This window comes from Neorhizobium tunisiense (genome assembly GCF_039631515.1).
In the GTDB taxonomy this organism is placed as follows: Bacteria; Pseudomonadota; Alphaproteobacteria; order Rhizobiales; family Rhizobiaceae; genus Neorhizobium.
Map to the genome: position 1 here is coordinate 130,777 of NZ_JBDIUU010000011.1, position 19,936 is coordinate 150,712.

The 19,936-nt window shown below is 62.9% G+C and carries 16 protein-coding genes; 6 read left to right on the forward strand and 10 right to left on the reverse strand.

Going from position 1 to position 19,936, the window contains the following annotated elements:
• Positions 1–64: 64 nt before the first annotated feature.
• The 5 genes from ABCW43_RS26650 to ABCW43_RS26670 form a co-directional block, all read right to left on the reverse strand.
• Positions 65–316 (reverse strand): hypothetical protein, encoded by a 252-nt coding sequence (locus tag ABCW43_RS26650; protein ID WP_041364525.1) that lies wholly within the window; start codon positions 314–316, stop codon positions 65–67.
• Positions 317–431: 115 nt separating this feature from the next.
• Complete coding sequence (locus ABCW43_RS26655; RefSeq protein ID WP_345930134.1) at positions 432–869, reverse strand: universal stress protein; 438 nt, start codon at positions 867–869, stop codon at positions 432–434.
• Between the two features lie 86 nt (positions 870–955).
• Complete coding sequence (locus tag ABCW43_RS26660; RefSeq protein WP_345930294.1) at positions 956–1,825, reverse strand: alpha/beta hydrolase family protein; 870 nt, start codon at positions 1,823–1,825, stop codon at positions 956–958.
• 159 nt (positions 1,826–1,984) lie between these two features.
• The gene (locus ABCW43_RS26665) at positions 1,985–3,775 is read right to left on the reverse strand and encodes a chloride channel protein (protein ID WP_345930136.1); all 1,791 of its coding nucleotides are present in this window, start codon (positions 3,773–3,775) and stop codon (positions 1,985–1,987) included.
• Between the two features lie 90 nt (positions 3,776–3,865).
• The gene (locus tag ABCW43_RS26670; RefSeq protein ID WP_345930138.1) at positions 3,866–4,426 is read right to left on the reverse strand and encodes a dihydrofolate reductase family protein; all 561 of its coding nucleotides are present in this window, start codon (positions 4,424–4,426) and stop codon (positions 3,866–3,868) included.
• 94 nt (positions 4,427–4,520) lie between these two features.
• Here ABCW43_RS26670 and ABCW43_RS26675 point away from each other — a divergent pair, with 94 nt between their 5' ends.
• Positions 4,521–5,039, forward strand: a complete 519-nt coding sequence (locus tag ABCW43_RS26675) for a winged helix-turn-helix transcriptional regulator (protein ID WP_345930140.1) — start codon at positions 4,521–4,523, stop codon at positions 5,037–5,039.
• Here ABCW43_RS26675 and ABCW43_RS26680 read toward each other — a convergent pair whose 3' ends face one another.
• The 3 genes from ABCW43_RS26680 to ABCW43_RS26690 all read right to left on the reverse strand — a co-directional run bounded on the left by ABCW43_RS26680 (position 5,040) and on the right by ABCW43_RS26690 (position 10,959).
• A complete protein-coding gene (locus ABCW43_RS26680) occupies positions 5,040–5,843 on the reverse strand; it encodes a TIGR02186 family protein (protein WP_345930142.1) in 804 nt (267 codons plus the stop codon). It lies immediately after the preceding gene.
• Positions 5,843–6,769, reverse strand: coding sequence for a sulfite exporter TauE/SafE family protein (locus ABCW43_RS26685; protein ID WP_345930144.1), 927 nt, complete (start codon positions 6,767–6,769; stop codon positions 5,843–5,845). The genes ABCW43_RS26680 and ABCW43_RS26685 overlap by 1 nt, the downstream gene beginning before the upstream one ends.
• A 248-nt stretch (positions 6,770–7,017) precedes the next feature.
• Positions 7,018–10,959, reverse strand: coding sequence for a peptidoglycan-binding protein (locus tag ABCW43_RS26690; RefSeq protein WP_345930146.1), 3,942 nt, complete (start codon positions 10,957–10,959; stop codon positions 7,018–7,020).
• Positions 10,960–11,455: 496 nt separating this feature from the next.
• Here ABCW43_RS26690 and ABCW43_RS26695 point away from each other — a divergent pair, with 496 nt between their 5' ends.
• From ABCW43_RS26695 to ABCW43_RS26710, 4 genes are all read left to right on the forward strand, one after another.
• Positions 11,456–13,249, forward strand: a complete 1,794-nt coding sequence (locus ABCW43_RS26695) for an acyl-CoA dehydrogenase C-terminal domain-containing protein (RefSeq protein ID WP_345930148.1) — start codon at positions 11,456–11,458, stop codon at positions 13,247–13,249.
• Between the two features lie 206 nt (positions 13,250–13,455).
• Positions 13,456–14,664 (forward strand): acetyl-CoA C-acetyltransferase, encoded by a 1,209-nt coding sequence (locus ABCW43_RS26700; RefSeq protein WP_345930150.1) that lies wholly within the window; start codon positions 13,456–13,458, stop codon positions 14,662–14,664.
• A 10-nt stretch (positions 14,665–14,674) separates the two neighbouring features.
• Positions 14,675–14,893 carry a hypothetical protein gene (locus tag ABCW43_RS26705; protein ID WP_345930152.1) on the forward strand — a complete coding sequence of 73 codons (219 nt, stop codon included), beginning with the start codon at positions 14,675–14,677 and terminating at the stop codon, positions 14,891–14,893.
• A gap of 34 nt (positions 14,894–14,927) precedes the next feature.
• A complete protein-coding gene (locus ABCW43_RS26710) occupies positions 14,928–17,144 on the forward strand; it encodes an FAD-dependent oxidoreductase (RefSeq protein WP_345930154.1) in 2,217 nt (738 codons plus the stop codon).
• 436 nt (positions 17,145–17,580) lie between these two features.
• On the opposite strand, the gene ABCW43_RS26715 is transcribed toward ABCW43_RS26710, so the two are convergent.
• Together ABCW43_RS26715 and ABCW43_RS26720 are read right to left on the reverse strand one after the other, a co-directional pair.
• Positions 17,581–18,123 carry a hypothetical protein gene (locus ABCW43_RS26715; RefSeq protein ID WP_345930156.1) on the reverse strand — a complete coding sequence of 181 codons (543 nt, stop codon included), beginning with the start codon at positions 18,121–18,123 and terminating at the stop codon, positions 17,581–17,583.
• A 366-nt stretch (positions 18,124–18,489) separates the two neighbouring features.
• The gene (locus ABCW43_RS26720; RefSeq protein WP_345930158.1) at positions 18,490–18,777 is read right to left on the reverse strand and encodes a GIY-YIG nuclease family protein; all 288 of its coding nucleotides are present in this window, start codon (positions 18,775–18,777) and stop codon (positions 18,490–18,492) included.
• Positions 18,778–19,120: 343 nt separating this feature from the next.
• On the opposite strand from ABCW43_RS26720, the gene ABCW43_RS26725 reads away from it, so the two are divergent.
• Positions 19,121–19,684 carry a YdeI/OmpD-associated family protein gene (locus ABCW43_RS26725; protein ID WP_345930160.1) on the forward strand — a complete coding sequence of 188 codons (564 nt, stop codon included), beginning with the start codon at positions 19,121–19,123 and terminating at the stop codon, positions 19,682–19,684.
• Positions 19,685–19,936: the final 252 nt, after the last annotated feature.

Sequence of the window (19,936 nt, forward strand, 5' to 3'; positions counted from 1 at the left end):
GCCGGGACAGATTCGATCCGGAACGATTACGATCTCGCCAGATCCAACAACCGGCGTCCCGCATTCAGGGAAACCTGTCCAGATGAAATGATACCCAATCCTCATGCTCGACCGCATTGAGGGTTATCCGGTGACCGCCGAGCCGGAGGGTCGGAGCGTTCAGTGCAGTTCGCAGGATGGACGGTTTGGTGCGAACATGCCCGACATAACGGCAACTGTCGCCGTCGCGAAATTCGGTGACATTGTAATCTACCAGCGCCAGGACTGTCGTGCCGGCGGCGAGTTCCCCTTTTAGGCCTTCAAATACGGTCATCATTCGCTGTCCCCCGGGCCAAGGGAGCATTGTGCGCCGCAATATCGAAGGTGTAAAGTACCGCATGACCGGCCGGTTTTGAATGAGCATCCGCAGCCAGGCCGGCGTAGACCAGGTCCTACCGATAGACCAGTACCGGCGTCTTGGAATGCGCCAGCACTTTCATCGTCACGCTGCCGAGCATGAACGCCTTGAAGCCGGAGCGGCCGTGCGAGGCCATGGCGATGACGTCGCAATGGTAGGTATCGGCGGTTTCGATGATGGTGCCTGCGGGATCGAGGCTGCCGAGCTTCACCGTTTCGCAGGCGACCAGCCGCTGTTTCGCCGCTTCCTGGGCGTTGGCGAGAATCCGGTCGGCCGCCGCGTTGTTCTGCCGGTCATATTCCGCATAGGCGACTTCCATGCCGGTCGGATTGAGCGTCAAGACCTGCAGCGGTTCCATCACCACCAGAACGGTGGCTTCCGCGCCGATTTCGCGCGCGAAATCGAGCGCTTTTTCGAGCGCGCTGGTCGAGAGCGGAGAGCCGTCGGTCGGAATGAGAACATGTTTGAACATCTGTGCCTCCTTTTTTAGTTGAAGCCATCATCGTCCGTTGCGCGGGGCCGCTCATTGATCCAGCGCAAGCCGCAAGGCTGGATCGTTCACGACGGTAGCACGTGTGCAGGCCAGGGATTGATCCCGTCCCGCAGCCAGCGGACGCTGTCCTGCCAAAAGCCGCCCATGTGCCGCGAGTGGAACAGGCTGAAATGGCCGATAGCGGCCAGACGGTAGTCCTCCGGCTTCAGCAGCACCTGCGTCACCCCGGCATTGCGATAATAGCCGAGCGTGCGCCGGATCGCAGCCACGGTTCCGATATCGTCATCAGTCATGGTGACCGCCAGGATCGGCGCCGTCACCGCCTCGAACCGCCGCAGCACATCGCCCCGCTCCGCTGCCGGATGGGTGCGCTCCATCCTCGCGCCGCGAAAACTCCATTCGTTCGCAACCCCCGCCGGCAGGTCCTCCAGCCATCCGAGACGTTTTCCGGGGAAATAGCCGAACATCGCCGTCAGCGCCGGCATCACCACATGCCATTTGAAAAACAGCCGCAGGCGATGGCCGCTGGCATAGTCGGGCCAGTAGGCATATTGCGCCCCCATGGTCAGCATCCGGTCGATGCGTTTGGCCATCGGCGAAAGCCCCGGCAGATAACCGCCGATGCTGTGACCGACGACATGGAGCGGTTGGCCCGGGCGGGCCGCATCCATATGCCGCAGCGCCGCGTCGAAATCCTGCTCGCCCCATTCCCGCCAGCGATAACCGCATTCCTTCAGGCTTTCGGGACGCGAAAGACCGATGCCGCGATAGTCATAGGTCAGCACGTCGAAACCTTCGCCGGCCAGGAAATCGGCGTAATAGTGATAATAACGGGCGAGCACCCCGGTCGCCGGATTGACGACGACGCTGCCGATGGCCGGGGACCGGGCCGGCCAGAAATGACCATGGACAACGATGCCGTCCCGGCAGGCCATGCTGACCGGCTCCCCGGCGGGGCGCAACGACCGGGCGCCGCCGTCGCTTGCCCCACCCACAGGCGCTTCGCATTCCGTATCGGCCATCGTCCTTCTCCCTGGAACGGTGACCATATATCGCGCTCGGTGGGGCGCAATTAGCCGAAGGGAGGAGCCGGCTCAGATTTCGCCGGAAACCTCGCGCCGCCGCCGGTCGAGTTCTTCCGCGTAGCGCCGCAGCGTATGGCTTTCGCTCAGCTGCCCCACGACCTTGCGCTCGATCTGGTTGTTGACGACTGCGAGCGCTTCCGCCTCCAGCCTGTCGAAGATCGCTGCCGCCTGCTTGGCGTTCATGGACCGCAGCAGCATGTCGTTCTTGTATTTGACGAAGGAGGCGAGTGTCGGTTTCTCCTCAGCATCCTCGGTCGGTGCCGCATAGATATCCGGCAAAAGCACCATGCCCGCATATTTCTCCGCCTCGTCGAGCAGGATCACACGCTGCGTCGAGCCGAGCGGAAAATTGTTGCGGAATTCTTCCATGCTCATGGAAATCGGCGCCGTTCGGATGTCGGGGCGCATCATCCGTTCGACCGTCAGATTGCGGATCCAGCCGATATCATGGGCGCTGCGGATGCTCTCGCCGCGAAGATGGAAGCGCCACGTCGCGAACGAATAACCGAACGTGTTGCGCACGGTGAGCGAAGACGTGATCACGGCGGCAAGCGCCAGTACGGTGATCGGGAAGTCGCCGGTGATTTCGAGCGCCAGGAATGTCATGGTCAGCGGCCCGCCGATCACCGCCACCGCCATCGCGCTCATGCCCACCACCGCATAGATGACCGGCGTCAGCGTCGCGTGCACGAAGATATAGGGCGCCGAATAGGCGAAGATCTTGCCGAGCAGCGCACCCATGAACAGCGATGCGAAGAACAGGCCGCCACGAAAACCGGAGCCGATCGATACGGCCGATGCCAGCGACTTCAATGCCAGGATGGCAAGCAGCATCGGGATCGTCAGATCCTGGCCGAGATTGAGGTGCAATGCTCCGTGGCCGGCCGACATCACCTGCTGGTCGACAAGCGCCAGAAGCCCGATCAGGATGCCGCCGACCGCAGGCCGCAAGGCGGGCGAGAGCGAGCTCTTGCGTGCCGTCTCCTCGACGAAGGTGACGCCTTTCATGAGCAGGATGCCGCCGCCGGCACAGAAGACGCCGAGCAGGATCGCCGGCAGATAATCGGCCGGCACGACAGCGCCGAAATCACCCACGTCGATCAGGAATTCGTCGCCGAAGAACAGCCGCGTGACGATCGTCGCGACCAGCGCCGAGACGACGACCGGGGTGAGGCTCATGATCGTATAGGTGCCGATGATCAGCTCGAAGGCATAGAAGGCGCCTGTCAGCGGCGCATTGAAGGCCGCGGCGATGGCGCCGGATGCCCCGCAGCCGACGAGGATGCGCAGATCCGACCGGCGCAACTGCAGCAGCAGCCCGATCTTGGAGGCGATCCCGGAGGAGAGCTGCGTATAACCGGCCTCCAGCCCGACAGATGCGCCAAAACCGTTCGAGATCAGGTTCTGGACGGCGACGAGAATGCTGTCGGTCAAGGACAGGCGTCCGCCATGCAGCGCGTTCGCCTCGATCGGGTCGACCATCGGCTTCTTGCGCCAGCGCCTGAGGATCAGGAACAACACACCGAGAATGATGCCGCCCGCGATGGGGGCGAGCAGGATCGTCAGCCGGTTGATATCGTTTGCCGAACTCAGCCTCTCGTCACCGCCGAGCCCGAAGATCAGCCGGTGCATCTCCCGGGAGATGAAACTCATGCCGGCGATCGCCAGCCCGGAGGCCACACCGACCAAGGCCGAGATCGCGACAAGCCCGAATTCGCTGCGCCGGACAAACACCCGCAACTGGCCCGGATTGAGAAGAACCCGGGCGGAGGGCAGGGGGGAGAAGAACCGGCTGAACATGAACGTCTTACAGAAACGAGTTGCCGCGTCTCTAACGCAAATATCCTTTCAGGCCAACAATCAATCCCTTGATGCCCCTCGCCTGCGGCATCAGGCCGCCTTGCCCACCGCGTAGGTCAGGATCACCGAGCCGTTGGCCGTTATACCGGAGTTCAATAGTGTAAGTTCCGTCTGCTGCCCGGTTTTCTTGAAGAGCGGATTGCCGGAGCCGAGAAGCACCGGCGCAATGCACAGCCGATATTCGTCGACCAGGCCCTGGCTCATCAGCGAGGCCACCAGTTCCGCGCTGCCGAAGATGAAGATCGTCCTGCCGTCCTCGCCTTTCAGCCTGGTGAGTTCGGCAACCGGATCGCTGACGACCCGCGTGTTGTTCCACGGCGCCTCCTCCATCGTCCTGGAGACAGCGATCTTGACGATGTTGTTCATGTAGTGCTTGACCTTGCCGCCTTCCTCGGCGGTCGGCCAATAGGCTGCCATGCCCTCGTAGGTCCTGCGGCCGAACACCAGGAGGTCACCTTCTTCGCCGAACTGTTCGGAAAGTTTTTCCAGTTCCGGCCCCCAGGCATAGTTGTGGAAGGCGAGATCCCACGGCTTCTCTCCCTCGAAATAACCGTCGAGGCTCATCAGGTTCCAGACCACCAGCTTTCTCATGTCATCCTCCATCCCGCTTAAACCAGTTGCAAAGAGCAAGCGGTTGAAAGTTACCCAAACTGATTGTAGAATGCAAGCGGTATTGGAGACAAAAATGAATGAAGCCTATCGGTCGGGTTGCCCGATCAATCTGACGCTGGAGGTTCTGGGAGACCGCTGGAGCCTGATCGTCATCCGCGACATCATGTTCGGCAATCGCCGCCACTTCCGCGAACTGCTGCAGAATTCCGAGGAAGGCATCGCCTCCAACATCCTCGCCGACCGGCTGAAACGGCTGGTGGAACGGGGCCTGCTTTCCCGCGAGGACGACCCGAGCCACAAGCAGAAGGGGATCTACAGCCTCACGGAGATGTCGATCCGGCTGGTGCCGATCTTTGCGGAAATGGGCGCCTGGGGCCGCCGCTTCATGCCGGTTTCGCAAGAGCTTTCGATCCGCGCGCAACTGCTGGAGGAAGGCGGCCGGCCACTCTGGGACGATTTCATGGCGGAACTGCGCGTCCTGCATCTGCATGCGCCGCGTGATCCGGACAAGCCTTCCGTCTTCGACCGCCTGCGCGCCGCCTATCTCGAAATCGTCGCCCGCAATGCGGCGGCGGCCGATGCCGCGGAATGATCAGTCCTTGCGGAAGACGATGCTGGCGCCCCAGCCGGTGATGATGGCGATCAGCACGCAGAGGAAACCATAGGCGAGCGGCCGGTCGTGGGCGGCGTCGGTGATCGCCTGCTCGATACCCGTCTTGACCACCCGCAGCGGCATCTCCCGCTGGTTGATCAGCTGGCCGCTCTTGAACAGGTAGGCGCGCACCATATGCATCCCGTCCGGGATGTTGGCCGGCAGTTTCAGGGACGCGCGGAACAGGCTCGAGGAGACGAAGCGCACGCCGCTCGTGTCGCGCTGGTAGAGCCCGTTTGTCAGCTTGAGGCGCCGGTAGGCGTCGCGGAACTCGCCGATCATGCCGGAATCGGGGATATAGCCGACAGGGTTCAGCGCCAGATGGTCGATGCCGACCCCGATATTGTTGAGGCTCGGCGCCTCGTCGATACTGTCGATCATCCGGGTGCTGGCCAGCGAATAACTTTCCGGCACCTGTTCGAAGGTCAGGCCCTCGGTGTTCATCCAGATCCCGAAGACGCGCTCCTTCTTGCGCACCGTCGCATAGTCCTTCGGCCCCTCGAGGGTCACCACCACGTCGTATTGGCCGATCGCCAGGAACAACTCGTCGGCATTGGTGAGCGCCCCGAAGATCGTGAGATCCGCACCGCGGAAATCGGAGGTGATGGCGATTTCGCTGGTCGAAGTGCCGATCTCCAGCCCTTCCTTCACGCCCGACGCCTGCCCGAACGGCACCTGTGCCTGGACCGGAAAGCCGAGCGCCAGGAGCGGCAGGAGGAGGGCGATGCGGAGAAGCCGGCGCATCAGTAGGACATCCCCCCGACCGCGACCGAATAGACATCGTTCGGCGTGACGATCAGCCCGATCGCCAGGCGAATGCCGACGGCGAGCACGAGCAGCGCGAGCAGCGCGCGCAGCTGTTCGCCGCGAAGCTTCTGCCCGACACGCACGCCGTATTGCGCGCCGATCACGCCCGCCACCATCAGGATCGTCGCCAGCACGATATCGACGGAATAGTTGGTCGCCGCCTGCACCATGGTCGTGTAGGCGGTGACGAAAATGATCTGGAACAGCGAGGTGCCGACGACCACGTTGGTGGGGATGCGCAGGAGATAGATCATCGCCGGCACCATGATGAAGCCGCCGCCGACGCCCATGATCGAGGTCAGCACGCCGATGCCGAAACCGAGCCCGACGACCGGAATGGCGGAAAGATAGATCTTCGATTTCTTGAACCGCATCTTGAGCGGCAGCCGGTGCACCCAGTTGTGCTGGCCGGGGCGCTTGACCGGCAATGGATTGTTGTTTTTCGCCCGGCGCATCGCCCGGATGCTTTCCTGCAGCATCAGCGCGCCGATCGAACTCAGCAGCACGACGTAGAGCAACGAGATGAACAGATCGAGTTGTCCGATACGCCTCAGCCACGAGAAGACCCAGACGCCTGCCGTCGCGCCCGCAAGACCGCCGACAAGCAGGACCGAGCCGAGCTTCATGTCGAGCGTGCCGCGCCTGAAATGGGTGATCGCACCCGAAATCGACGAAGCGACGACCTGGTTGGCGCCGGTCGCGACCGCCACCACCGGCGGGATGTTGTAGAAGATCAAAAGCGGCGTGATCAGGAAGCCGCCGCCCACGCCGAACATGCCGGAGAGAAAGCCGACGGCCGCGCCCATGCCCAGAATAATGAAGATGTTCACCGACAGCTCTGCGATCGGCAGGTAGACAGTCACGGCAGAACCTCGACACGGCAAAAAGCGACGCCCTCGCGGGCGTTCGCGATGTGGTTGTCCGCCCGGTGCGGCGAAGGAAACGTGATCTCACATGCCATGTGAACAGGGCATGAAGGACTTCATCCGTCATGCGCCCGGGCGCTGCTGCAAGTCAATTCGCAAGTGCCGGATAATGTGGCAATTTTACCGTTTTTGTGCGGGCGTGATTAATATCCCGCAACTCCCCTAGATCGGTCGGGTAAGTAGACTTACTTGTTCTTGGCAAGTAGTTCCTTCACCAGCGCGTCGGTGATCTTGCCGTTCGGCTCCTGGCCGACCGAAGTCTGGAAGGCCTTGATCGCGGTCACCGTCTTGGCGCCCATCTTGCCGTCGGCGGTGCCGGCGTCGAAACCGCTCTTGTTGAGGATCGCCTGGATGTTGCGGATCGCCTTTTCCATGTCGATCGAAGCGGTGGTGAGCGGCTTGCCGGAAGCCCACTCGTCCGGGAGGTTGACGGAGTTGGCCTTCGGATCGAGCGGCTTCACTTTCCACTGGTCCGCCTTGGCGCGAGCGCTTTCGAGCTGTTCCTTGCGCATCGCGTTGCCGACTTCGTCGCGCTTCTGGGCGGCATCCTTGTCGCCTCCCTTGGCCGCGACCGCGAACCACTTGTAGGATTCCTCGAGATCCTGCTTCACGCCATTGCCGCGTGCGAGCAGGATTGCGAGGTTGAACTGGCTGTCGGCGACACCGAAGTCGGCGGCCTGGCGGAACCAGGAGACGGCTGCGGCATAATCCGGCTGGCCGGCGGCGCCCGATGCATGGAGCACCGCGAGATTGTGCATGGCGCTGGCGTTGCCGGCGTCGGCGGCCTGCTTGTAGTAAGTCATTGCCTTGGTCAGGTCGCGGGAAACGCCCGTGCCCTTTTCGAAGAGGTTGGCGAGCCGGTATTGCGCCGGCGCCAGGCCGCGGTCGGCGGCGAGCTTGTACCAGTTGGCGGCTTCCGACAGGTCGCTCTTGACGCCCTTTCCGTCGGTGAAGCGGGCGCCGATCTCGAAGAGCGCGTTCGGGTCGCCGGCGGCGGCGGCGTCGGCAAGCGACTTCGGTTCGATGCCGACCGGAACCACGATCGCGGCCGGAGCGTCGGCCCTGGGCACGGCGGCGAAGGTGTTCTGGGCCGGAAGCGCATTACCGGCCGGCTCCATTGCGGAGGGCTGGCCGGTCGCCGGGCGCGGATCGGTCAGATGACTTGCGGTCCTTGCCGGGGCCGGTGCCCGTTCGACGGGTTGCGTCGGCGCGGCTGCGATATCCGCGTCGTTTTCGGCGCCGTCGGTCGCAGCCTGATCCTCGATCGTCGGGAGTTCGTTGCTGCCGCTCATGTTGGCCGGTGCGGCCGGGCGGGCCGGTGCCTCGATCGCCGGCGCAGGTGCCGCGGGAGCCTTGGTGCCGCTTGTCAGCGTCTTAGCGAGCGGCATCGCCATCAGCACCAGAAGCACGGCGCCGACCGCCATCAGGATCGGACGGCGATGCTGCGAAAGCATGGCGCCGAAACCCTTAGTCCCGGAAGCCTTGGCGGCCTTGCGCAGGTCCTTGGAGGGCGAACCACCCTGCGAAGGGTCGGTTTCCTGGGCAGCTGCCTTGGCGGCGCGGCGGGCGGCGGCGATATAGTCGGCGCGTTCGGCGGCACTCGTCCGGTCATTGTCGAATTCGCCGGCGACCTGGCTGGCGCGAACGCGCTCGAGGATCTTCTTGACATCAGGCGCGCCGGAACCCGGCTCCAGAAGGTCGTTTTCGCGATCCGCCGGCAGCACGTCGGAGGGGTCGAGTGGCGGCGTCGGCTCGATGACGGTACGGCCACCCTTGGGTGCCTCGGCCTTGCCACCGGGCAGGAAGCGGCGGGAAAGCTCGGTCAGCAGGCTGGTCTTGGCGGCCTTGTCCTTGGTCGGATTGTCCTTGGTGGCGGTTTTCGTGTCGGCATAGTCGGCGCGAAGCGAGGTTTCCTCGGCGGGCAGATCCTGGGGCAGCTTGGCCCGCGTTCCGAAGGTCGCGGCCGGCTGTTCGTCCGCCTCGGCCTCCGCCATCTCGTAGCGCATCAGCTCTTCGGCTGCCGCGACGGAAAGCTGCGCGGCTGCCGGCATGGCCGGGGCAGGGCGGCTTTCGTAACGAGCCGGTTCTTCATGATGACGGTCCCGTTCCGCATGAGCGGAGGCGACAAGCCGTTCTTCCATGCCGTCCAGGCGGTCGGCGATCTGCACCAGCGTGCCGTGCAGGGCTTCGAAGGTCTGGTGGGTGCGGTCGTCCGAATGCCGGGTCAAGTCTTCGAGATGGCGAAGGTCGTCCGCAAGCGCCGAAAGTGCTGCCATGTCGGCGGCGGCACCCGGTGCGCCTGCCATGCCGTTGCGCGAATAGGCTTCCACCACCGTCTCGGCCGCCTGGCGGGCGGCCTCGATGATATATTCGTCATTGGTCGCCATATAGCTTTCGAGCGCCGTCATGCGGTTTTCGAATTCGGCGGGAAGGGCGCCTGCACCCTGCTGCGGCTGACTGATCAGCACCGAAAGATGGGCGATCTGGTCTTCGAGACTGCGAAGCGCGCCGTCGTCGCCGCGCGGCGACGACGTTGCCTCGTCAAGCCGGGCGGCAATGTCGGTCAGCCGGTCTTCGATCCGCCCGAAGGCGTTTTCATCGATCGCCGACTGGGCGTGTGGCTGATAACCGATTTCCTCGATCCGGCGGGCAAGATAGTCGAGTCGTTCGGCGAGCACGTCGCTGACGCTACCCTGCTCCAGCCCGTCGATCTTGCGGGAAATATCGGCGAGATAAGCGGAAAGATCGGGGTCCTGGGAAGGCTTCTGGGCCTGTTCCAGGATCAGCGAAAGCTGTTCGAGCCGTTCCTCCAGGCGCATCGCGGCCTGTTCGTCGGTGAGTTCCTCGATGCGGCCGGTCAAGGCCTCGATGCGGGCGGACAGCGCTTCGGTCGGATCGAACTGGGTATGGGTCGCCTGGCTTATCGCTTCGATCTGGTCGGCGAGCGCGCTGATCCGTCCGTCCAGCCGCTGCAGGAAGGATTGGTCGATCGAGGCCGATGCCGAGGCGCGGCTGCCGGCGGCAATCGCACGGCTGATCTCGTCCAGCCGCTCGTCCAATGTCGCGAACTGTTCGGCGATGACCGAATCGTTCGGCTGCATGCGCGAGCCGAGCTGCTCCATGGCGCTCGCGACCGTGATCAGCTTCTGTTCGAGTGCCCGGATAACCGGACTGTCGCTCATTGCGCCGAGCTGGCCCTTGATGTCGTCGATGCGATAGGCGAGCGACACGAGTTCTTCGCGCAGGGCCGTCGGATCGAGGCCGTGCATGCGATCTTCGAGACCCTGCCAGCGGGTTTCCATCCGCCGCACCGAATCTTCGCGGGCGAGGCCGTCCAGGACGGCGCGCAGTTCCTCGAATTCGCTGCGAAGGCCGACGGCCTCCGGCGTCGCCTGATAGCCGAGCTGGCTGATGCCTTCGGCAAGCCGGGCGAGGTCGCCGCGCAGGTCCTCGGTGAAATGCTGGTCTTCGGCAATGGATTTGATCGAGCGGATTTCGGAGCGCAGCGCCGTCATTTCGCGGGCGACGCTTTCGGAAATGTCCTGCTTCAGCTCCTGGCGCAGGCCGACCAGCGCCTGGGCGATGTCGTGCATGCCGTTGTCGACGTGCTGCTGCGGCTGCGGTGCCCGCATGCGCGGCTGTGTGACCGGGCGACGGGGTTCCTCGCGGCGCGGCGTTGGCGCGATCGCGCGCGGCTCGGCGTAACGGGGCGCTTCTGCGCGGAGGGGGGCCTGGCGCTCTGTCGAGCGGTAGGCTTCCGGCGGGCGCAGCTCCGTACGGCGCTGTTCGGCATAACGTGGCTCTTCACGACGCGGTTCTTCACGGCGTAGATCCGGTGCGCGCTGGCGTTCGGGCCGCGCGCCACGGTCGCGGCTGGCGTCGAGCATGCGCTGGCGCTCGCGGATCTGGGCGAGCGGATCGCCGGAGAGTTGCGGTTCGCGATAGGCGGCAGCCGGCGCCGGCCGGCGCTGCTCGCGCGGATCGGCAGCCTTCGGCGCACGGCCGTCGCGCGCAGTACCCGACATCAACCCCTCGATACGCGCCTCCAGCCCTTCGATGGTGCGGTTCAACGCATCCAGGGAAGAGCGGTCGCCGGGACGGGAAGGGGTCGATCGTGATCCGTTCATGTGCTCGCTCGTTTCGACGTTGTACCTGCCTGGCTCCTCGTCGGCAGCCTTTGTCAGGGATACGAAGTTCCGCCGACCGGCTATGCCTTGGAGATGCCTCACGCAGGACTTGCCATTCTCAGCGGACGCGGGACGTCTTCAGGTAAATGTACTGCGTCGCTTAAGAGCCCACTATTTCCCGAAACGTGGTAAACAAGTCGTTAACCTGAACGAAAATTTTAACCTTTTCGGCGCGTTCGGCTTCCTTTGTCGTGATGACGTTCCGCTTGCCGGCTCTATCTTCCTGCTTTCCCATCCAGCTTCGCAACTGTTCGGCCTGTTAGGACTGTACGCGGGACGGAGGAATGGCGATGGTGGAGATCGGCAAAGTTCCCAGCGCGCGCAATTGACGTTTACGCGAACGTCAATTATTTGTGGTAGGAGGAATACGGATCCTGCCGTGAGCCAAGGGCCACGAGGCGGATCCGGAAGACGAGGATTTGGAGGAAGCTCGACCATGCCAGTGTACAAGGCCCCGGTAAACGACACGCTGTTCATTCTCAACGACGTGCTCGGCATCGAGCGCTACGGCAATCTGCCGGGCTTTGCCGATGCCACTCCGGACATGCTGGAAGCGATCATCGGGGAAGCCGCCAAGGTGGCCGAAGACGTGCTTTTTCCGCTGAACCTCTCCGGCGACCAGGAAGGATGCACCCGTCACGACGACGGCACGGTCTCGGTGCCGAAGGGTTTCAAGCAGGCCTATGACCAGTATTGCCAGGCCGGCTGGATCGGTCTTGCCGTGCCGGAGGAATTCGGCGGCCAGGGCCTGCCCTATACGCTGCATGCAGCCGTCGGCGAATACATGTCGTCGGCCAACATGTCACTGATGATGTATCCGGGCCTCACCCAGGGCGCGATCGCCGCGATCCTCGTGCACGGTTCCGACGAGCAGAAACAGACCTACCTGCCGAACATGGTCGCCGGCACCTGGTCGGGCACCATGAACCTCACCGAACCCCATTGCGGCACCGATCTCGGCCTTCTGCGTTCGAAGGCCGTGCCCCAGGCCGACGGATCCTACAGGATTTCCGGCCAGAAGATCTTCATCTCCGCCGGCGAACACGGCATGACCGACAATATCGTCCACCTGGTGCTTGCCCGCATCGAAGGCGCACCGGAAGGCACCAAGGGCATCTCGCTCTTCATCGTGCCGAAGTTCATGGTCAATGCCGACGGATCGCTCGGAGCCCGCAACGGCGTGACCTGCGGCGCGATCGAACACAAGATGGGCATTCACGGCAATTCCACCTGCGTCATGAACTATGACGAGGCGACCGGGTACCTGATCGGCGCTGAAAACAAGGGCCTCGCGGCCATGTTCGTGATGATGAACGAGGCCCGTCTCGGCGTCGGCCTGCAGGGCCTGTCGATCGCCGAGACCGCCTACCAGAACGCGGTCAATTATGCCCGCGAGCGCATCCAGGGCCGTTCGCTCTCCGGCCCCAAGGCGCCGGACAAAAAGGCCGATCCGATCATCGTCCATCCGGATATCCGCCGCTCGCTGATGACTATCCGCGCCTTCAACGAGGCCGGCCGCGCCTTCCTGCTGTGGACCGCTTTGAAATCCGACATCGCCCACCGTTCGCCGGATGCGGCCGAACGCCAGAACGCCGACGATCTGCTCGGCCTCGCCACCCCGATCCTCAAGGGTGTCATGACCGACAAGGGTTTCGAACATGCGGTGATGGCCCAGCAGGTGTTCGGCGGCCACGGTTACATCGAGGAACACGGCATGAGCCAGTATGTCCGCGATGCCCGCATCACCATGATCTACGAAGGCGCCAACGGCATCCAGGCGCTCGACCTGGTCGGGCGTAAACTGGCGCTGAACGGCGGCCGCGCCGTCATGGCCATGTTCAAGGAGATCGGCGATTTCTGCGAGGAAAACCGCGCCGACGAGGCGATGGCTCCCTTCACCAAGGGCCTCAAGAAGGGCTTGAATGACCTGCAGGCCGCAACCATGTGGTTCATGCAGAACGCCATGGCCAAGCCCGACAATGCCGGCGCCGGCTCGACCGACTACATGCACCTCTTCGGCCTGGTGACGCTCGGCTACATGTGGGCGAAGATGGCGAAGGCCGCGCAAGACCGCATCGCTGCCGGCGATGTCCGCGCCGACTACCTGAAGAACAAGCTGGTGACGGCCAGGTTCTTCATGGAAAAGATCATGCCGGAAACCGCGATGCGGAGGGTCCGCATCGAAGCAGGCGCCGACAGCGTGATGGAACTGGCCGCGGAAGCGTTTTGATTTAGGTCTTTCTTCTCCCCGGCGGGGAGAAGGTGGCCCGAAGGGCCGGATGAGGGGGCGCGCCCAGGGTGCGTCTTGTTGCTGGCTCCGGCTTTGCCGGAGACCCCCTCATCGCCTCGCGTCCGCTCGGCACTTCTCCCCGCTGGGGAGAAGTGGGAAGACAAAGAATTCGAAGGCGCTCCAGCGCCACCCAGGGAGATGACACCATGACCGAAGTCTTCATTTACGACCACGTCCGCACGCCGCGCGGTCGCGGCAAGAAGGACGGGGCGCTGCACGAGGTGCCGTCCGTGCGCCTCGCCGCCAAGACGCTGGAAGCGATCCGCGACCGCAACGGCCTCGACACGTCCAGGGTCGACGACATCATCATGGGCTGCGTCGATCCGGTCATGGATGCCGGCGCCGTCATCCCCAAGGCGGCCGCCTTCGAGGCCGGGTATTCCACCAGGGCGCCCGGCATGCAGATCTCCCGCTTCTGCGCCTCGGGCCTCGACGCGGTCAATTTCGCGGCCGGCAAGGTCGCCGCCGGTTCCGACGACATCGTGATTGCCGGCGGCGTGGAGAGTATGTCGCGCGTCGGCATGGGCATGTCCGGCGGCTCCTGGTACATGGACCCGTCCGTCAACTTCCCCGCCTATTTCATGCCGCAGGGCGTCTCGGCCGACCTGATCGCCACCAAATACGGTTTTTCCCGCGACGACGTCGATGCCTATGCCGTCGAGAGCCAGAAGCGGGCCGGAAAAGCCTGGGACGCAGGCTACTTCAAGAACTCCGTCATCCCGGTCAAGGACCAGAACGGCCTGACCATCCTCGACCGCGACGAGCACATGCGTCCGACCACCGACATGCAGTCGCTCGCTTCGCTCAACCCGTCCTTCCAGATGCCGGGCGAGATGGGCGGTTTCGAAGCCGTCGGCATCCAGGCCCATCCGGAAATCGAGCGCATCAATTACGTCCACCACGCCGGCAATTCGTCGGGCATCGTCGATGGCGCCGCAGCCGTCCTGATCGGCTCCAGGGCCGGCGGCGAGAGCATGAACCTGAAACCCCGCGCCCGCATCCGCCACTTCGCCAATATCGGCTCCGACCCGGCGCTGATGCTGACCGGCCCGGTCGACGTCACCGAAAAGTTGCTGGCCCGCTCCGGCATGAAGATTTCCGACATCGACCTCTTCGAGCTCAACGAGGCCTTCGCCGCCGTTGTCCTCCGCTATATGCAGGCCTTCGAGATCAGCCACGACAAGATCAACGTCAACGGCGGCGCCATCGCCATGGGCCACCCGCTCGGCGCCACCGGCGCGATGATCCTGGGCACCGTGCTCGACGAGCTCGAACGCCGCGACCTCAACACCGCGCTGGTCACGCTCTGCATCGGCGCCGGCATGGGCACGGCGACGATTATCGAGCGGGTCTGAGGAGATAGACATGGGGCCGCGGCGGGAGGTCTATGAGCGCGAGAGAAACGAGGTCCAGCAGCAATATGCTCAGCATAACCTCGATAAGGATATGGCTGCCGATTATCGTTCGAGCCTCGCCACCGACCCCAGGGAACATGTGCGCAAGTTGAAGGCGCAAAATCGCGGTCTGTTGCTGCTTCTGGTCCTGATTGCCGTGATCGCTGTGATCGCCTTCGCCATCTCCTGACGGAAAACGAATTCAAGGGAAGAGGAATCCCATCATGAGCACCTACAAGAACTTCACCGTCGAAACCGACGCGGACGGCATCGCTCTCGTCACCTGGGACATGCCCGACAAGTCCATGAACGTCTTCACCATGGAGGTGATGGACGAGATCGAGGCGATCGTCGATGCGACTGTCGCGGATGCGGCCGTCAAGGGCGTCGTCTTCACGTCAGGCAAGTCGTCCTTCTCCGGCGGCGCCGATCTCACCATGATCAAGTCGATGTTCTCGATGCTCGCCGAAGAGCAGGCGAAGGACCCGGCCACCGCCGCGCAAAAACTCTTCGATGCCGCCGGCCGCATGTCGTGGCTGTGGCGCAAGGTCGAGACCAACGGCAAACCCTGGGTCTCCGCCATCAACGGCACCTGCATGGGCGGCGCGTTCGAACTGTCGCTCGCCTGCCACGGCCGCGTCGCCGCCAATTCCAAGTCGGTGAAAATCGCGCTTCCGGAAGTCAAGGTCGGCATTTTCCCGGGCGCCGGCGGCACCCAGCGCGTGCCGCGGCTGGCCAATGCCCAGGATGCCCTGCAGATGATGACGACCGGCTCGTCGCTGACCGCCCAGCGCGCCAAGGCCATGGGCCTCGTGCACCAGGTCGTCGAGCCCGCCGAGCTGATCAACGCCGCAAAACAGATGATCAAGGACGGCCTCAAACCGGTCGCCCCCTGGGACGAGAAGGGTTTCAAGGTCCCCGGCGGTGGCATCTGGACGCCGGCCGCCGCCCAGCTCTGGCCTGCCGCCCCCGCCATCCTGCGCCGCGAGTCGGCCGGCAATTATCCGGGCGCGCTCGCCATCCTCAAATGCGTCTATGAAGGCCTGCAGCTTCCCTTCGATACGGGCTTGAAGGTCGAGCAGCGGTATTTCACCGAGATCCTGCGCACCACCGAAGCGTTTTCGATGATCCGCTCGCTGTTCGTCTCCATGCAGGAACTCGGCAAGGGCGCCCGCCGCCCGGCAGGCGTGCCCAAGACGGAATTCTCCAAGGTCGGTATCGTCGGCGCCGGCTTCATGGGCGCCTCGATCGCCTATGTGACGGCCGCCGCCGGCATTCCCGTCACCCTCATCGACCGCGATCAGGAAGCAGCGAATAAGGGCAAGGCCCATTCCGAAAAGCTGGTGGCCGATCAGGTCGGCAAGGGCCGGATGACCAAGGAAGAGGGCGAAAAGCTGCTGTCGCTGATCACGCCCACCCCGGATTACGGGGCGCTGTCCGACGCGAGCCTGGTCGTCGAGGCGGTGTTCGAGGATCGCGCCGTCAAGAAGGCGGTCATCGAGGCCGTCGAAGCGGTCATCCCGCAAACCACCATTTTCACCTCCAACACCTCCACCCTGCCGATCACCGGCCTTGCCGAGAATTCCAAGCGTTCCGACCAGTTCATCGGCGTGCATTTCTTCTCGCCGGTCGAAAAGATGATGCTGACCGAGGTCATCCTCGGCGAAAAATCGGGAGACAAGGCGCTGGCCGTGGCGCTCGATTTCGTCGCCGCGATCAAGAAGACCCCGATCGTCGTCAACGATACCCGCGGCTTTTATGTCAACCGCTGCGTCTTCCGGTATATCAACGAAGCCTATGACATGCTGATCGAAGGCGTGCCGGCTGTCATGATCGAGAATGCCGCCAAGATGGCCGGCATGCCGGTCGGCCCGCTGTCGCTCAACGACGAGGTCGCGGTCGACCTGTCCCAGAAGATCATGAAGGCCTCGATCGCCGATCTCGGCCCCAATGCCGTCAAGCCGGAGCACATGGCGCTGGTCGACCAGATGGTTGACGTCTTCGACCGCCGCGGCCGCAAGAATTTGAAGGGCTTTTACGAATACCCCGCCAAGCCCGCCAAGAAATTCCTCTGGCCCGAACTGAAGACCCTCTACCCGCAGAAGCGCGCCGACGAGGTGGATGTCACCATCCTGAAACAGCGCCTGCTGGTGACGATCGCACTCGAAGCCGCCCGCACGGTGGAAGAAGGCATCGTCACCGACCCGCGCGAAGCCGACGTCGGCTCCATCCTCGGCTTCGGCTTCGCCCCCTATACCGGCGGCACGCTCTCCTACATCGACGGCATGGGCGTGAAGACGTTCGTGGAACTGTGCGAAAGGTTAGCCGCGGCCTACGGCCCGCACTTCAAGCCGACGCCGCTCTTGAAGGACATGGCGGCGAAGGGCGAGACCTTTTATGGGCGGTTTGATCCGTACCCGAAGGTGGGGGAGGCGGCTTGAGGCTGGGCGGCTTAGCGCTTGATAGCCATTCTGGGTGTGGATACTGAAAGGGGCGACCAAATCGCCGCCCCTTCATTTCCTGCTAACCCGTCGTCGGGAAGTCAGAAGGTAGTCGCTTCGCTGGAGGGATTTCGGGGAAAAGGCGCCCCTTCATCACGTCTGCAATGCGTCCGAAGTTCAGGCCCGCGTAGTATCCAGAAATCCAAGAATACGGGATCTGCATAGAGCGAGCCAGTTTGATAACCGGAACCATGTCCGGGGTAACCTTGCGGTCGTGCATTTCCTTTCCTTTCCAGAAAGGTTGGCACCGAATAACGGTTGACGCGATTCCTTCAATGAATCATAGTCGCGGTATCCTAATTTCCGTGATCCGGTTGTTGGGAATAGACGATCCAAGCCCTACTAGGGTCGTCTGGTTATAAGCGTTAGCTTATTATCATGGACCACCCCCCGGACCGGCTCTACGGACCTGCTCTGGGTTGGAAATCAAACCCGTTGACGAAACTTCCTTGCCGGGAACGTCAACGGGTTTTTCTTTTTCCGGAAGACTGAAAAGACCAGTTTCCGTGTTCTTGTCGATAAGCTTTTCGTCTCTCCACATGCGCGACGGCACTGTATTAGCAGACGAGCCCATCTCATAACTGTAGCGAGTAGACACGAATTCTCGAATGTCCTTGGGCGCCATACCGGCAGCGCCTCTCTGCCTTGCGTCCATCAGTGCCTCAAGCACTAGGTTTTTGATAGATGGTAAACCTTCAGGCTTTTTCTGAGAAATTTTGGCGGCTCCGCTCCGCGGTGCAGCAGAAGTTAGGGCGGTAGCGACAACAGCTGCCGGCTTCTTAATGGATAGCCGTGCCAGTACGCCCTTGGCGATCTCAAGCTCCGATAGTTCTTGCTCAATAGCTGCAATGCTCTCCTGAAGGCGAGCAAGCTTCGCCTTCAATTCAGCTTCACGAATCGTGATCAGTTCATTTTCCATAGCCTACCCTAGGGGAAGAGACCTCACAGGTCAATTGGTGTGAGGCTTATTCCCGCTCGCCCTCACGGACCGTACAAATGAAGAACATCTTGTGAGGGGTGACCCGTAGGCACAGCCCAGAAAACTGCATGAGAAGGGAGGGCGACCCCTTCAACAGTCGGTCAAGCCCGAGTATGGACCTTTGAGGGTGCTTGGGAGTAGACATGGTAGTCGGTGGTAGCTCGACGATGAGGCTTAGAATGCCCTTCGGCTCTGATCGCTCTTGTGGAAAGACATACTCCGTACTCACTTTAGGCACCCTCGCTCCCACCTCTCGTCGTCATCCTCGGGCTTGACCCGAGGATCCATGCCGCACTCGCGACCTCACTATCCTCCCAGCTCCCCATACAAATCCCGCCACTCCGGGTTCAGCTTCTCGATCAGCTCGATCTTCCACTGCCGATACCAGCGCTTGAGTGACTTCTCCCGCTGAATGGCGCTGACGATGTTGTCGTGGGCTTCGTACCAGACCAGCCGTTTGCAGCCGTATTTTGAGGTGAAGCCGGGATGATGTTCCTCGCGGTGTTCGTAGATGCGGTTGGCGAGGTCGGAGGTCACGCCGATATAAAGCGTCCCGTGCTTTTGGTTGGTGACGATGTAGACATATCCCGCCATGCGAGCATGATGGAATTGTGGTGGGGTACCGTCAACCCTGGCGTTTGGGGGGTGGATCCTCGGGTCAAGCCCGAGGATGACGACCTTGAGAGTGGGACAAGGATGCCCAAAGCAAACGCGGAGAGTGCATCATCGGTGCTATTTCGATCCCGCGGCACCACATCCAACGCCGTCATCCTCGGGCTTGACCCGAGGACCCACCTTTGTCTCCGTCAGAACACTTGCTCACAGCTACCACAACGAAAGCCAGAACCGTCCCATTCCCGGCAAAGCCATCCCCCTCTGGCAACGCAACCATCAACAGCTACAATCCCACCACCGACTCCCCCAACCCGGACCACCCATGGACACCCCCACCCAACCCTTCGTCTTCACCACCCCCGCCGAGTGGGCCTCCTGGCTCTCCACCCACCACGCCACCTCGTCCGGCGTCTGGCTCCAGATCGGCAAGAAAAACCCGGCGAGAACCCTGATCACCATCGACGAGGCCCTGGATGTGGCGCTCTGCTTTGGCTGGATCGACAGCCAGCGCAAGGGGTTCGACGCCACCTCGTACCTGCAGCGGTATTCGCCGCGTCGTGCCAAAAGCCCGTGGTCGAAGCTCAATGTCGATCGGGTGGAGGCGTTGATGCAGGCCGGGCGGATGCGGCCGGCGGGGCTGGCGGAAGTCGAGGCCGCCAAGGCCGATGGGCGCTGGGCGGTTGCCTATGAGCCGCAGCGCACCGCCGCCCTGCCGGATGATCTCGTCGCGGCGCTCCGCGAAAACCCCGCGGCGGGTGCGGCCTTCGAAAAGCTCGACAGGACCGGGCAATATGCGGTGGTGCTTCCGCTGTTGAAAGTGACCACGCCGGAGGTTCGGGCCGCGCGGCTGGCGAAGGCGGTGGTGAAGCTGGCACTAGACAAATAGAGGCGGTTTCTACCGAGCTACCCTCCTCTGTCCTACCGGACATCTCCCCCTCAAGGGGGGAGATCGGCCAGAAGCAAGGTCCTACCCGACAAAGAGCCTTGAGTTTGCCGAACTCCACTCCTTGGCCGGCTCCTGCCGTCGCACAAATCAGAGAGGGACCGCTGAGCAAGCCTCCTTCGATCTCCCTACTTGAGGGGGAGATGCCCGGCAGGGCAGAGGGGGGTGTCACCCGGCACACCCTTCAATATCGCC